Source organism: Pseudomonas sp. NFPP04 (genome assembly GCF_900113815.1).
Lineage (GTDB): Bacteria > Pseudomonadota > Gammaproteobacteria > Pseudomonadales > Pseudomonadaceae > Aquipseudomonas > Aquipseudomonas extremorientalis.
On sequence record NZ_FOQS01000008.1, the window covers coordinates 146,290 to 160,257 of the forward strand.

Annotated in this window: 12 protein-coding genes and 1 tRNA gene; 8 read left to right on the top strand and 5 right to left on the bottom strand. The window is 59.7% G+C overall.

The window, feature by feature from the left end:
• The first annotated feature begins 4 nt into the window (after positions 1 to 4).
• The 8 genes from tolB (at position 5) to nadA (ending at position 7,224) form a co-directional block, all read left to right on the top strand.
• Positions 5 to 1,285: a Tol-Pal system beta propeller repeat protein TolB gene (gene tolB, locus BM017_RS18270; protein ID WP_071489395.1), complete on the top strand. Its 1,281-nt coding sequence runs from the start codon at positions 5 to 7 to the stop codon at positions 1,283 to 1,285.
• Positions 1,286 to 1,340: 55 nt separating this feature from the next.
• Complete coding sequence (gene pal, locus BM017_RS18275; protein ID WP_003209827.1) at positions 1,341 to 1,841, top strand: peptidoglycan-associated lipoprotein Pal; 501 nt, start codon at positions 1,341 to 1,343, stop codon at positions 1,839 to 1,841.
• Between the two features lie 6 nt (positions 1,842 to 1,847).
• Positions 1,848 to 2,678 (top strand): tol-pal system protein YbgF, encoded by an 831-nt coding sequence (ybgF, locus tag BM017_RS18280; protein WP_058423266.1) that lies wholly within the window; start codon positions 1,848 to 1,850, stop codon positions 2,676 to 2,678.
• 165 nt (positions 2,679 to 2,843) lie between these two features.
• On the top strand, positions 2,844 to 3,491 hold the full coding sequence (gene queE / locus BM017_RS18285; RefSeq protein ID WP_092246883.1) for a 7-carboxy-7-deazaguanine synthase QueE: 648 nt from the start codon (positions 2,844 to 2,846) through the stop codon (positions 3,489 to 3,491).
• Between the two features lie 16 nt (positions 3,492 to 3,507).
• On the top strand, positions 3,508 to 4,182 hold the full coding sequence (gene queC / locus BM017_RS18290) for a 7-cyano-7-deazaguanine synthase QueC (protein WP_071489524.1): 675 nt from the start codon (positions 3,508 to 3,510) through the stop codon (positions 4,180 to 4,182).
• A gap of 63 nt (positions 4,183 to 4,245) precedes the next feature.
• Positions 4,246 to 4,321 (top strand) — tRNA-Lys (locus BM017_RS18295).
• Between the two features lie 317 nt (positions 4,322 to 4,638).
• Entirely contained in the window at positions 4,639 to 5,925 is a 1,287-nt protein-coding gene (locus BM017_RS18300; protein WP_092246886.1) for an OmpP1/FadL family transporter, read from the top strand.
• Between the two features lie 240 nt (positions 5,926 to 6,165).
• A complete protein-coding gene (gene nadA, locus BM017_RS18305) occupies positions 6,166 to 7,224 on the top strand; it encodes a quinolinate synthase NadA (protein WP_060754176.1) in 1,059 nt (352 codons plus the stop codon).
• A 4-nt stretch (positions 7,225 to 7,228) separates the two neighbouring features.
• Here nadA and BM017_RS18310 read toward each other — a convergent pair whose 3' ends face one another.
• From BM017_RS18310 to gcvP, 5 genes are all read right to left on the bottom strand, one after another.
• The gene (locus tag BM017_RS18310; protein WP_071489399.1) at positions 7,229 to 7,717 is read right to left on the bottom strand and encodes an RDD family protein; all 489 of its coding nucleotides are present in this window, start codon (positions 7,715 to 7,717) and stop codon (positions 7,229 to 7,231) included.
• A gap of 96 nt (positions 7,718 to 7,813) precedes the next feature.
• On the bottom strand, positions 7,814 to 8,029 hold the full coding sequence (locus tag BM017_RS18315; RefSeq protein WP_071496541.1) for a cold-shock protein: 216 nt from the start codon (positions 8,027 to 8,029) through the stop codon (positions 7,814 to 7,816).
• Positions 8,030 to 8,421: 392 nt separating this feature from the next.
• The gene (gene gcvT / locus BM017_RS18320) at positions 8,422 to 9,546 is read right to left on the bottom strand and encodes a glycine cleavage system aminomethyltransferase GcvT (protein ID WP_092246889.1); all 1,125 of its coding nucleotides are present in this window, start codon (positions 9,544 to 9,546) and stop codon (positions 8,422 to 8,424) included.
• Between the two features lie 39 nt (positions 9,547 to 9,585).
• Positions 9,586 to 10,962, bottom strand: a complete 1,377-nt coding sequence (locus BM017_RS18325) for an L-serine ammonia-lyase (protein ID WP_092246892.1) — start codon at positions 10,960 to 10,962, stop codon at positions 9,586 to 9,588.
• A 160-nt stretch (positions 10,963 to 11,122) separates the two neighbouring features.
• Positions 11,123 to 13,963, bottom strand: a complete 2,841-nt coding sequence (gene gcvP / locus BM017_RS18330) for an aminomethyl-transferring glycine dehydrogenase (RefSeq protein ID WP_092246894.1) — start codon at positions 13,961 to 13,963, stop codon at positions 11,123 to 11,125.
• Positions 13,964 to 13,968: the final 5 nt, after the last annotated feature.

Genomic DNA, 13,968 nt, shown 5'->3' on the forward strand with positions numbered 1-13,968 from the left:
AGGAATGCTTGTCGTTATTTGCTGTATGGCAGGGATAGCGGCGGCGGATGAAAAGAACATCCTGGTTACCAGCGGTAGTGATCGGGCCACTCCGATCGCGGTAGTACCGTTCGGCTGGCAGGGCGGCAGCGTGCTGCCGGACGACATGGCCCAGATTGTCAGTGATGACCTGCGCAACTCCGGCTATTACGCACCGATTCCGAAAGGCAACATGATCAGCCAGCCTACCCAGGCCAGCGAAGTCATTTTCCGTGACTGGAAAGCAGTGGGCGCGCAGTACCTGATGGTCGGCAATATCACGCCGGCCGGTGGTCGTCTGCAAATCACCTACGCCTTGTTCAACGTGGCGACCGAGCAGCAGGTCTTGACCGGCAGCGTCTCGGGTACGGCCGAGCAGATCCGCGACATGGCCCACTACATCTCGGACCAGTCGTTCGAAAAACTCACCGGTATCAAGGGGGCTTTCTCGACGCGTCTGCTGTATGTAACGGCTGAGCGTTTCTCGGTAGACAACACTCGTTACACCTTGCAGCGTTCGGACTACGACGGTGCTCGCGCTGTGACCTTGCTGCAATCCCGTGAGCCAATCCTGTCCCCGCGTTTCGCGCCGGACGGCAAGCGTATTGCCTACGTGTCTTTCGAGCAGAAGCGTCCGCGTATCTTCGTCCAGCACATTGATACTGGCCGTCGTGAGCAGATCACCAACTTCGAAGGCCTCAACGGTGCGCCGGCTTGGTCACCGGATGGTTCGCGCCTGGCGTTCGTGCTGTCCAAGGACGGCAACCCGGACATCTACGTGATGAACATGGCTTCACGCCAGATCACTCGCGCAACCAGCGGCCCAGGTATCAATACCGAACCGTTCTGGGGCAAGGATGGTTCGACCATCTACTTCACCTCTGACCGTGGCGGCAAGCCACAGGTCTATAAGGCGAATGTGAATGGTGGTGGTGCAGAGCGCGTTACTTTTATCGGTAACTACAACGCCAACCCTAAGCTTTCGGCTGATGAAAAGACGTTGGTGATGATTCACCGTCAGGATGGTTTCACTAATTTCCGGGTTGCGGCCCAGGATTTGCAGCGCGGAACCGTAAAAATCCTTACAGATACCAACCTTGATGAGTCAGCCACTGTTGCGCCCAACGGCACCATGGTAATCTACGCCACCCGCCAGCAGGGCCGGGGAGTCTTGATGCTCGTGTCCATTAATGGACGCGTAAGGCTCCCGCTTCCTACCGCACAAGGCGAAGTCAGAGAACCATCCTGGTCCCCTTACCTGAACTGACGCGGCGCTACAAAAAGATTTGCTTAACACACTGGGGTTCATTAGGAGTTTCACGATGGAAATGCTGAAGTTTGGTAAGTTTGCTGCTCTGGCTCTGGCTCTGTCCGTAGCCGTTGGTTGCTCGTCTAAAGGCGGCGACAATGCCGGTGAAGGCGCAGCTGTTGATCCAAACGCTGGTTACGGCGCTAACACTGGTGCGGTTGACGGCTCCCTGAGCGAAGAAGCTGCTCTGCGCGCTATCACCACTTTCTACTTCGAATACGACAGTTCGGACCTGAAACCAGAAGCCATGCGCGCTCTGGACGTTCACGCGAAGGACCTGAAAGCTAACGGCGCTCGCGTTGTTCTGGAAGGTAACACTGACGAACGTGGTACTCGTGAGTACAACATGGCACTGGGCGAGCGTCGTGCGAAAGCCGTTCAGCGTTACCTGGTACTGCAAGGTGTTGCTCCAGGCCAACTGGAACTGGTTTCCTACGGTAAAGAGCGTCCAGTTGCTACTGGCCACGACGAGCAGTCCTGGGCTCAAAACCGTCGCGTCGAACTGCGTAAGTAATTCGTCATGCGAACGTGCCGTCGTGCTCTGACTGTATTGGCTCTCAGCCTTGCACCGCTTGCGGTGTGGGCTGCGGTTCCTGTGGAAGATAGCAACTCTGGCTATAACAATAGCGGGAGCAGTTATCCGCCAGCGGGTTATGGCACGAACGGCGCCTATGCGGGGGGAGCGGCTACGTCCGCTCCCTCGGCACAGGGCGAACTGTTCAACCAGCTGCAACGCATGCAGGATCAAATCGCGCAGCAGCAAGGCGCTATTGAGGTACTGCAAAACCAGGTGAACCAGCTCAAGCAAGAAGGCCTGGAGCGTTACAAGGATCTTGATCAACGTATTGGAGCCGGCGTTCAACCTGCCGCAACTCCTGATAATTCTTCTGCCGGTGGCGCGCCTAGCGCTGCTGCCGGTGCAGCAGCAGGGGCGGCTGCCAGCCAAGCCCCTGCCGCGAGCAGCGAACCGGGTGATCCGGCGAAGGAAAAGCTGTATTACGATGCAGCCTTCGACCTGATCAAAGCCAAGGATTTCGACAAGGCCAGCCAGGCCTTTACCGCTTTCCTGCGTAAATACCCGAATAGCCAATATGCGGGCAACGCCCAATACTGGTTAGGTGAAGTCAACCTGGCAAAGGGTGACCTACAGGGCGCGGGCCAGGCATTTGCCAAGGTCAGCCAGCTGTACCCCAAGCACGCCAAGGTGCCGGACTCGCTGTACAAACTCGCTGACGTAGAACGCCGCCTGGGTCATACCGACAAGGTCAAAGGCATTCTGCAACAGGTGGTGGCCCAGTATCCGGGGACTTCCGCTGCCCAGTTGGCCCAACGGGACTTGCAGCGCTTGTAAGCGATGTTTGCCCGTTTAGAAGAAACCCGCGCCTGGCGCGGGTTTTTTCGTTAGAATCCACGCCCTTTTATGAAACACGCTTTTTGGGGTCTACGCGTTGGCGGGGTCCCTCAAAGTGCCTGACGGAGGCGGACAGCCTGTTTAGCTGTTACGCCCGTGGCGACTATGCAAGACACATTACGTATTACCGAAGTTTTTTACTCGTTGCAGGGTGAAACGCGGACGGCCGGCCTGCCCACAGTATTTGTGCGCCTGACCGGTTGCCCCTTGCGTTGCCAGTACTGCGACAGCGCCTACGCCTTCAGTGGTGGCACGGTGCGCACCCTCGATGACATCCTGGAGCAGGTTGCCGGCTACAAGCCGCGCTATGTCTGTGTGACCGGCGGTGAGCCGCTGGCCCAGCCCAATGCCATCCCATTGCTCAAGCAGCTGTGTGACGCCGGTTACGAGGTCTCCCTGGAAACCAGTGGCGCCTTGGATATCTCTGCAGTTGACCCCCGCGTAAGCCGGGTAGTCGACCTCAAGACCCCCGATTCCAAGGAATCGCATCGCAACCGCTACGAGAACATCGAGCTGTTGACGGCCAACGACCAGGTCAAGTTCGTTATCTGTTCGCGTGACGACTACGACTGGGCGAACTCCAAGCTGATTCAATACGGGCTGGACCGCCGTGCAGGCGAAGTGCTGTTCTCACCAAGCCACCATGACCTGAGTGCACGTGACCTCGCCGATTGGGTGGTTGCGGACAATCTGCCGGTGCGCCTGCAATTGCAGTTGCATAAATACCTTTGGAACGACGAGCCAGGACGCTGATATGACTGAACACACCATGGATCAAAAACGCGCGGTAATCCTGCTGTCCGGCGGCCTCGACTCCGCCACGGTGGTTGCCATGGCGCAGGCGCAAGGCTACAGCTGCTACACCATGAGCTTCGACTACGGCCAGCGTCACCGTGCCGAGTTGAACGCTGCGGCCCGCGTCGCCCGCGACATGGGCGTGGTCGAACACAAGGTGATTGGCCTGAACCTCAACGGCATCGGCGGCTCAGCACTGACCGACAGCAGCATCGATGTGCCAGAAACCCCCGGTGAAGGCATCCCGGTGACCTACGTGCCGGCACGTAACACGGTGTTCCTATCCCTGGCGCTTGGCTGGGCAGAGGTACTTCACGCTCGCGACATTTTCATCGGCGTCAACGCGGTGGATTATTCAGGTTACCCTGACTGCCGTCCGGAGTTCGTCGAGTCGTTCGAACGCATGGCCAACCTGGCGACAAAGGCCGGTGTAGAAGGGCAGGGCTTCCGTATCCTGGCGCCGCTGCAAAACCTGAGCAAGGCTGACATCGTGAAGGCAGGCGTAGGACTTGGCGTCGATTATTCGCTGACTGTTTCCTGCTATCAGGCAGACGATGACGGCCGTGCTTGTGGGAAATGCGACAGCTGCAGACTGCGTGCAGAAGGCTTCCAAGCCGCCGGAATTACTGACCCAACGCGTTATTTCTGATTTATTTCAAATAAGGTGTTGAATAATCCTTAGAAATCAGTATTATACGCGCCACCACACAGCGGGTCGTTAGCTCAGTTGGTAGAGCAGTTGGCTTTTAACCAATTGGTCGTAGGTTCGAATCCCACACGACCCACCATTTTTGGCGGTTTAGAAAATCCGGAAGGCCCACGCAAGTGAGGATTTCCGGGTTTTTTTTTGCCTGCCTGAAAACCCGACAGCCCCAGGCCAACGAAAAGCCTGGGGCTTTTTTGCGTCTGCGCGAGGCTGACGCTATCGCCGAAACCCGTAGGTCACAATCGGGTTTCAAGGTCATTACTGGAAACGAAAAAACAGGCAAAGTCTTTGAAATGCATAGAATTGTCCGACAATCCTGCGCATGAAAAACTCTTCATAAACCGGCCGCTCGAACGTTGGTAGCTTCCCCATCGCTGCCCCACAATTCGAGTCCTAATAATGAATAACAAAACTCTTAAAGGCGCCTTGGCGCTCGCCGTTTCCCTTGCCTCAACCCCGTTGTTCGCCGGTGGTTTCGCGCTCAATGAACAAAGCATCAGTTCAATGGGCACGGGCTACGCCGGTCGTTCCTCCTCCGCCGAAGACGCCAGCACGGTGTTCGGCAACCCCGCCGGCATGTCGCGTCTGAAACAGAATGAAGTCAGCCTCGGCGCGACTTACCTCGATGCCAAATCCAACATCAAGGACGCCAGTTCCTCGCAGTTCGGTGCCAACAACCCAGGCACCAATAAGGGCGACATGGTGCCCGGCATTGCCGTGCCGATGGGCTACCTGGTCACGCCTATTGATGAGCACTGGGCGTTCGGCCTGGGTATCTACGCGCCGTTCGGCCTGGTGACCGACTATGAGCACAGCTTCCAGGGCAATGGCTTTGGCAACAAGAGCAAGGTCCAGGTCATCACCGTGCAGCCGACGGTCAGCTATGCCTTCAACGACAAAGTGTCGGTGGGCTTTGGCCCGACCTTCAATCGCATCAGTGGCGAGCTGGATTCCAATGTGCCGCTGGGTGGCGGAGCCGGCGAAAGCGTGAAGGTCAAAGGCGACGACAATGCCACCGGGTTCAATGCCGGTCTCCTGGTGCAGCCCCTTGAAAGTACGCGCATCGGTGTGACCTATCACTCGCAGGTGGTCTACCACCTCAGCGGCAAGACCCACGCGTCCGGTTTGATCTCCGATGCCTTCGACGGTGGGCCACAAAAGTATGACGCCAGCCTGGATGTGACTACGCCCTCTTCGGTGGATTTCTCGGTAACCCATCAACTCAATGATGACTGGACCTTGTACCTCGGCAGCACCTACACCCGTTGGAGCCAGTTGAAGAAGATCACCATCAACAACGACGGGGTCTCCGACCTCACCGCTCAATTCGGTGGCCTGGGCTCGATCACCGAACAACAGCATTGGCATGACACCTGGTCCCATGCCATTGGCGCGGCCTATCGGGTCAACAAAGAACTCGTACTGCGGACCGGTTTCTCGGTGGACCAGACGCCTACCAACAACACCGACCGCTCCGTTCGAATTCCTACGGGGGACCGCACTGTTTTCAGCTTGGGTGCTGGCTGGACGCCCGTCGATAACCTGACCTTCGATGTGGCGTATTCCTACCTCAAGGAAGAACCGATCAAGGTGCGGCAGAACCTTTCCCAGGTTGGCCTGACTTACGATGCCAAATATGAAAACAGTGCCAACGGGTTTGGTGGCTCGGTGACTTACCGTTTTTGATAAAAAAACCGGCGGTAAATACGGGAAGCCCCATGCGGGCTTCCCGTTTTTTTGCCCGACGCAGGCGCAGGCGAACACCAGATTAGGCTTTTGAAACCATTCGATATTCTGTAGCCTTGCCGAGCTTCACCTTAACCCGTGCTTGATGAACACAATCACTTCGTCCGGCGGCGCCCGAAGGGCTCCAGAGCCGGTGGTACACTCGACTTTCGCGCAACTGCGCCTGCAGGTCTTGCGAACATGACGCAAATTTCCGAACGCCTTCTGGTTCAAGCCCACCTCGACGCCAAGCAGCCCAAGGCCCTCAGCGCCGATGAAGAGGCGAGCCTGCGCACTGCCATCGCCGCCGAGCTCAAGGCTCAGGATGCGGTGCTGGTTGCCCACTTCTACTGTGACCCGGTGATCCAGGCCCTGGCCGAAGAAACCGGTGGCTGTGTCTCCGACTCCCTGGAAATGGCGCGCTTCGGCGCCGCTCACCCGGCCAAGACCGTGTTGGTCGCCGGTGTGCGTTTCATGGGCGAGACCGCCAAGATCCTCACCCCTGAAAAACGTATCCTCATGCCCACCCTGGAGGCCACCTGCTCCCTGGACCTGGGCTGCCCCGTCGATGAGTTCTCGGCGTTCTGCGATCAGCATCCCGAACGCACCGTGGTGGTGTATGCCAACACCTCGGCGGCGGTCAAAGCCCGGGCGGATTGGGTGGTGACGTCAAGCTGCGCGCTGGAAATCGTCGAAAGCCTGATGGACAACGGCGAGACGATCATCTGGGGGCCGGACAAACACCTGGGCACTTACATCCAGCGCCAGACCGGTGCAGATATGCTGCTATGGGACGGCGCCTGCATCGTCCACGAAGAATTCAAATCCAAGCAGTTGGAAGACATGAAGGCGCTGTACCCGGATGCGGCCATCCTGGTGCATCCGGAATCGCCGACATCGGTGATCGAGCTGGCGGATGCCGTAGGCTCGACCAGCCAGCTGATTGCCGCGGCCCAACGCCTGCCGAATAAAACCTTTATCGTCGCGACCGACCGCGGCATCTTCTACAAGATGCAGCAACTGTGCCCGGACAAGGTCTTCGTCGAGGCGCCTACCGCCGGCAATGGTGCGGCGTGCCGCAGTTGCGCGCATTGTCCATGGATGGCAATGAACACGCTGGAGCGCACGTTGCAGTGCCTGCGTGAAGGCAGTAACGAGATATTCGTTGAGCCTTCGGTGATCCCGCAGGCTGTGCGTCCGCTCAAGCGCATGTTGGACTTTACCCAGGCCGCGCGCTTGAAGCTGGCGGGTAACGCCTGAGTCGCTACTTTTTCTGTTTGGGGATACGAACCAGCTGGCTGTCGGAATAGATGTCATGCCAGCTGCGTTTGCGCTTATCAAACAGCGACCAGATAAACCCCAGCCCTACGCACAACCACGACGCAATCGACACCACGAAGCGCAGCAACGCCTGCCACAGGCTGATCCGCGAGCCGTCAGCGTTCTGCACGCGTACGCCCCACACCTGCATGCCCAGGGTCTGGCCGGAATGAGTCCAGAACTTGGCGAAGAAGCCGAACAGCACAAACAACAGGATCGTCGACAGCAACGGGTCGCCGTCCAGCGCGCCGGATTCGGTGAGGGTGCGCATCCTGGCTTCACCGACAAACGCGATCCAGATCAGCTTGTAGATAAACGCGGTGACGATCAGCAGTGCGGTGCATAGCAGGAAATCATAGAACATCGCTGCCAGGCGACGGCCCAGGCCAACGGCGGGGAATTCGCCTTGCGGGCTCAGCAGGGGTTTCGACATGGCAGGGCTCTCTTATGAAAAAAAGCCATTTTACGAGCAAATGCACATAAAAAAGCCCCTGATGTCACCATCAGGGGCTTTTTGTCGCAGAAGAACTCAGTGGTTTTCTGCTTGTACTTCGTCAGCCTGCATGCCCTTCTGGCCTTGCACAGCAACGAATGTCACTTTCTGGCCTTCTTTCAGGCTCTTGAAGCCGTTGCCCTGAATAGCGCGGAAATGCACGAACAGATCCGGACCGCTTTCTGGAGTGATAAAACCAAACCCTTTCTCGTCGTTAAACCACTTGACGGTACCGCTCTGACGTTCAGCCATTTTCTTATTTCCTTGACGCTAAAAATTAATGACAGCCCCTTTCGCATGAAAGAGTACTGGGCTGGGTTGCAGGAAAGTAAGAGACGTCGAACGGGTTGTAGCGGACTTCTTCAGCTACTGCCCAGGTCCAGGTTCCAAGCGACCCATGCAAACACAGTGGGCAAACTCTACGCCAACTAATAGAGAAAAAACAAGCCCTGCCAAAAGCCCAGGTTTTGCTGGGGCTCATGACACTTGGTTGAACAGTGTGGAACTGACTTATTCGATAGAGTTGGTCACTTGTTATAGGTTGAACCCTCTATAAAAGACTATCGGAAGTGCACTGTTTTATGGCGGTTGCGTTACAGATTAGTGCACGTTAACGCAACCTCGTTACTTATAGAAACAGTCAATCAGCCACGATAGTAACGTTGTGGCACAAATGGCATTTTACTTACACGAAGTGGCACCTTTTTCCCACGCACCAGCGCAGAGACTTCGGTATCCGTTGCAATAAAAGCGCTGTCCAGGTAACCCATGGCGAGCGGGCCGCCGAGGGTCGGGCCGAAACCACCGCTGCACACACTGCCGATCACGGTGCCGTCTGCGTCGACAATTTCCGCGCCTTCACGCACGGGTGTGCGCTCCTGTGGCAGCAGGCCTACACGTTTGCGGCTCACGCCGGTTTGCTGCTGGGTGAAGATCTGGTCGGCGCCAGGGAAGCCACCGGCACGTGCACCGTCGGCACGGCGGGCCTTCGAGATAGCCCACAACAGGCTGGCCTCGATGGGGGTGGTGTCGGTGTTCATGTCGTGGCCGTAGAGGCACAAGCCGGCTTCCAGGCGCAACGAATCGCGGGCACCCAGGCCGATGGCCTGTACTTCGGTCTCGGCCAGCAGGCTGCGCGCCAGGCTTTCGGCATTGGCCGCAGGTACGGAGATTTCGAAGCCGTCTTCACCGGTATAGCCCGAACGGCTGACATAGCAGTCCACGCCCAGCAGGCGCAGGGCGGCGAATTGCATGAAGGTCATCTTGGTGACTTCCGGTGCCAGGCGCGCCAGCACCTTGACCGCGGCCGGGCCCTGCAGCGCCAGCAACGCACGCTCTTCGAAGAGCGGCTCGATGGTGCACTGGTCGCCGATGTGTTGGCGCAGGTGCGCGAGGTCCTGATCCTTGCAGGCGGCATTGACCACCAGGAACAGTTCGTCGTTACCCAGGTTCGCCACCATCAGGTCATCGAGAATGCCGCCTTGCTCATTGGTGAACATCGCGTAGCGCTGCATGCCCACCGGCAGGTCGATGATGTCGACCGGCACCAGGGTTTCTAGGGCCTTGGCAGCGTTGGCGCCGGTGAGGCGGATCTGGCCCATGTGGGACACGTCGAACAAACCGGCTTGATCACGGGTGTGCAGGTGTTCCTTCATCACGCCCAGTGGGTATTGCACCGGCATGTCGTAGCCGGCGAAGGGCACCATGCGTGCGCCCAGTTCGAGGTGCAGGGCGTGCAGAGGGGTTTTCAACAGGGTTTCGGTGGACATATTCAGCTCCTGAAAAACGTGCTGGCGCGCTGTTAGGCGTCAGCACTCGATAATGTTGACCGCCAAACCGCCGCGGGCGGTTTCCTTGTATTTGCTTTTCATGTCGGCGCCGGTCTGGCGCATGGTGCGGATCACTTTATCGAGGGACACAAAGTGCTGCCCATCGCCGCGCAAGGCCATGCGCACTGCGTTGATCGCCTTGACCGAGCCCATGGCGTTACGCTCGATGCAGGGCACCTGCACCAGTCCGCCAATCGGGTCGCAGGTCAGGCCGAGGTTGTGTTCCATGCCGATTTCGGCGGCGTTTTCCACCTGGGACACGCTGCCGCCCAACACTTCGCACAACGCACCGGCGGCCATGGAACAGGCCACGCCGACCTCGCCCTGGCAGCCGACTTCGGCGCCGGAGATCGAGGCGTTTTCCTTGTACAGAATGCCGATGGCGGCCGCCGTGAGCAGGAAGCGCACTACGCCATCCTCATTCGCGCCGGGAATGAAGCGCATGTAGTAATGCAGCACCGCCGGCACAATCCCGGCCGCACCATTGGTGGGCGCCGTGACCACGCGCCCGCCGTTGGCGTTTTCTTCATTGACCGCCAGGGCGTAGAGGTTGACCCAATCGAGCACCGACAACGGATCGCGCAACGCCGACTCCGGGTTCTTGCACAACTGGCGATGCAGGGCCGCCGCGCGACGCTTGACCTTCAATCCACCGGGCAGAATCCCTTCGTTGCGGCAACCGGCGTCCACGCATTCCTGCATCACCTGCCAGATCTTCAGCAGGCCGGCGCGGGTTTCCGCTTCCGGGCGCCAGGCGCTTTCATTGGTCAGCATCACCTGGCTGATGGACAGCCCATAGGTGGTGCAATGGCTCAGCAAGTCCTTGGCGTGCTTGAACGGGAAGGTCAGGGGTGTGGCGTCTTCGACAATCCGGTCGGCACCGGCGGCGTCCTCATCCACCACAAAACCGCCGCCCACCGAGTAGTACTCGCGGCTGCGAATCTGGATGTTGGCGGCGTCGAAGGCACGGAAAATCATGCCGTTGGGATGGTAGGCGAGGGGTTTGCGAATCATCGCCAGGTGTTCTTTCTCGTTGAACGCAATGCGGTGTTCACCGAGCAGATTCAGGTGGCCGTCCTTGCGCATCTGCGCCAGGCGTGTCGCCACGGTTTCGGTATTCACGGTGTCCGGGTGTTCGCCTTCCAGGCCCAGCAACACGGCTTTGTCGCTGCCGTGGCCTTTGCCGGTGGCGCCCAGCGACCCATAGAGTTCCACCTTGACGCAGGTGGTGGCGCCCAGCAGGTGGTCACGCTTGAGACCCTCGACGAATCGAGCGGCCGCACGCATCGGGCCGACGGTGTGGGAGCTGGAGGGGCCAATGCCAATCTTGAACAGGTCGAACACGCTAAGGGACATGGTTGTTCTCCGGTTTCTTATTATTTTCTGAAAGTTGACTCGATCTAGTGTGGGAGGGGGCTTGCCCCCGATGACAGTGTGTCAGTCAGCTTATCTGTGGCTGATGCACCGCAATCGGGGGCAAGCCCCCTCCCACATTTGTACCCAATGCATCCTTTGGTTATGCGTAGCTCTCGATCGACGGGCACGCACACACCAGATTACGGTCACCAAACACGTTGTCGACACGCCCCACCGGCGGCCAGTACTTGCCTTCGATCAACGATGGCACTGGATACACCGCCTGTTCGCGGGTGTAGGGGTGGGTCCACTCACTTACCAGTTCAGCTGCGGTGTGGGGTGCGTTTTTCAGCGGGTTGTCGTCCTTGTCCAGCGTGCCGTTCTCCACTGCGCGGATTTCTTCGCGGATGGCGATCATGGCGTTGCAGAAACGGTCCAGTTCCTCCTTGGATTCGCTTTCGGTCGGCTCGATCATCAAGGTGCCGGCCACTGGGAACGACATGGTCGGCGCATGGAAGCCGAAGTCGATCAGGCGCTTGGCCACGTCATCCACACTGATGCCGCTGCTGTCCTTCAGCGGGCGCAGATCCAGGATGCATTCGTGCGCCACCAGGCCGTTGCTGCCGGTGTACAGCACCGGGTAGTGCTCTTCCAGGCGACGGGAAATGTAGTTGGCATTCAGGATCGCCAATTGCGAAGCGCGCTTGAGGCCTGCGCCGCCCATCATGCTGATGTACATCCAGGTGATCGGCAGGATGCTCGCGCTGCCGAACGGCGCGGCGCACACCGCGCCTTCCTTGCGTTCCATGGCCGCGTGGCCGGGCAGGAACGGCGTGAGGTGCGACTTGACGCCAATCGGGCCGACGCCCGGGCCGCCACCGCCGTGGGGGATGCAGAAGGTCTTGTGCAGGTTCAGGTGGGACACGTCGCCGCCGAACTTGCCCGGGGCGCACAGGCCGACCATGGCGTTCATGTTGGCACCATCGATGTACACCTGGCCGCCGTTGTCGTGAATGATGCCGCAGATTTCGCGGATGCCTTCTTCGAACACGCCGTGGGTGGACGGGTAGGTGATCATCAAGGCCGCAAGGTGCTCGCGGTGCTCGATGGCCTTGGCGCGCAGGTCTTCGATGTCGACGTTGCCACGTGCGTCGCACGCGGTGACGACCACGCGCATGCCGGCCATGTTGGCGGTCGCCGGGTTGGTGCCGTGGGCCGATGACGGGATCAGGCAGATGTCGCGACGTTCCTCGCCACGGCTCTGGTGGTAGGCGCGAATGGCCAGGAGGCCGGCGTACTCACCCTGGGAACCGGCGTTCGGTTGCAGCGAGATCGCGTCGTAGCCGGTGGCCGCGCACAGCATGGCTTCCAGCTCGGACGTCAATTGCAGGTAGCCGGCGCTTTGTTCGGCCGGGGCGAATGGGTGCAGGGCACCGAATTCGGCCCAGGTCACCGGGATCATTTCGCTGGCGGCGTTGAGTTTCATGGTGCACGAGCCCAGCGGGATCATGGTGCGGTCCAGCGCCAGGTCCTTGTCGGCCAGTTTGCGCAGGTAGCGCATCAGCTCGGTTTCCGAGTGATAGCGGTTGAACACCGGGTGGCTGAGCACAGGCGACTGGCGCAGCAGGGCGGCAGGCAGGGTGCTGTCTACGCTGGCGTTGAAGGCCGGCAGGGACTTGCCGTCGGCGAAGATCGACCACAGGGCTTCGATATCGGCCTGGGTGGTGGTTTCGTCAACCGAAATACCCAGGCGCTCGGCGTCCACCACGCGCAGGTTGATGCTTTGTGCGCGGGCCGTGTCGTGCAGGGCGGCGGTCTTGGCGCCAGTGTTCAGGGTAATGGTATCGAAGAAGTTGGCTTGTTCGACGGTCAGGCCCAGGGCGGTCAAGCCCTTGGCCAGGATCGCCGTCAGCTGGTGCACGCGCCGGGCAATCTGGGTCAGGCCCTTGGGGCCGTGGTACACGGCGTACATGCTGGCGATGTTGGCCAGCAGCACCTGGGCGGTGCAGATGTTCGACGTGGCTTTCTCGCGACGGATATGTTGCTCACGGGTCTGCATGGCCAAGCGCAGGGCCGGCTTGCCGAAACGGTCGACGGACACGCCGACCAGACGGCCCGGCATGTCGCGCTTGAACGCATCCTTGGTGGAGAAGTACGCCGCGTGCGGGCCACCAAAGCCCAGCGGCACGCCGAAGCGTTGCGCGCTGCCGATGGCCACGTCGGCGCCGAACTCACCCGGTGGGGTCAGCAGGGTCAGGGCCAGCAGGTCGGCGGCCACGGCCACCAGGGCATTGGCGGCGTGGAAGCGCTCGGTCAGTTCGCGGTAGTCGAACACGTCGCCGTTGCTGGCCGGGTATTGCAGCAGGGCGCCGAAGAATGGGCTGACGTCGGTCAGTTCACGCTCATCGCCGACGACCACGTCGATGCCCAGCGGTTCGGCACGGGTGCGCAGCACGTCGAGGGTCTGCGGGTGGCTGTGGATCGAGGCGAAGAAGGCGTTGCTGCTCTTGTTCTTGCTCAGGCGCTTGCAGAAGGTCATGGCTTCGGCGGCGGCGGTGGCTTCGTCGAGCAGGGAGGCATTGGCGATCGGCAGGCCGGTGAGGTCGCTGATCAGGGTCTGGAAGTTCAGCAGCGCTTCCAGGCGGCCTTGGGAGATTTCGGGCTGGTACGGGGTGTAGGCGGTGTACCAGGCCGGGTTTTCCAGGAGGTTGCGCAGGATCGGCGACGGCGTGTGGCAGTTGTAGTAGCCCTGGCCGATGTAGGTCTTGAACAGTTGGTTCTTGCCGGCGATGGCCTTGATCTTGGCCAGGGCCTCGGCTTCGCTGAGGCCGTCTTCCAGGCCGAGCACGCTGGTGCCCTTGATGCTTTCCGGGATCACGCTGGCGCTCAGGGCTTCCAGGGAGTCAAAGCCCAGGCTGGCGAGCATCTGTTGCTCGTCTTCGTGGCGCGGGCCGATATGGCGGGCGATGAATTCGTTGGCGGTGGTGAGATTAACGGTCATGGCGC

Bases quoted from the DNA above. Each gene is read 5' to 3' on its own strand.
- gcvP (WP_092246894.1), bottom strand. From the start codon at position 13,963: ATGACCGTTAATCTCACCACCGCCAACGAATTCATCGCCCGCCATATC.
- BM017_RS18300 (WP_092246886.1), top strand. From the start codon at position 4,639: ATGAATAACAAAACTCTTAAAGGCGCCTTGGCGCTCGCCGTTTCCCTT.
- queE (WP_092246883.1), top strand. From the start codon at position 2,844: ATGCAAGACACATTACGTATTACCGAAGTTTTTTACTCGTTGCAGGGT.
- gcvT (WP_092246889.1), bottom strand. From the start codon at position 9,546: ATGTCCACCGAAACCCTGTTGAAAACCCCTCTGCACGCCCTGCACCTC.
- nadA (WP_060754176.1), top strand. From the start codon at position 6,166: ATGACGCAAATTTCCGAACGCCTTCTGGTTCAAGCCCACCTCGACGCC.
- pal (WP_003209827.1), top strand. From the start codon at position 1,341: ATGGAAATGCTGAAGTTTGGTAAGTTTGCTGCTCTGGCTCTGGCTCTG.
- ybgF (WP_058423266.1), top strand. From the start codon at position 1,848: ATGCGAACGTGCCGTCGTGCTCTGACTGTATTGGCTCTCAGCCTTGCA.
- tolB (WP_071489395.1), top strand. From the start codon at position 5: ATGCTTGTCGTTATTTGCTGTATGGCAGGGATAGCGGCGGCGGATGAA.
- queC (WP_071489524.1), top strand. From the start codon at position 3,508: ATGGATCAAAAACGCGCGGTAATCCTGCTGTCCGGCGGCCTCGACTCC.
- BM017_RS18310 (WP_071489399.1), bottom strand. From the start codon at position 7,717: ATGTCGAAACCCCTGCTGAGCCCGCAAGGCGAATTCCCCGCCGTTGGC.
- BM017_RS18315 (WP_071496541.1), bottom strand. From the start codon at position 8,029: ATGGCTGAACGTCAGAGCGGTACCGTCAAGTGGTTTAACGACGAGAAA.
- BM017_RS18325 (WP_092246892.1), bottom strand. From the start codon at position 10,962: ATGTCCCTTAGCGTGTTCGACCTGTTCAAGATTGGCATTGGCCCCTCC.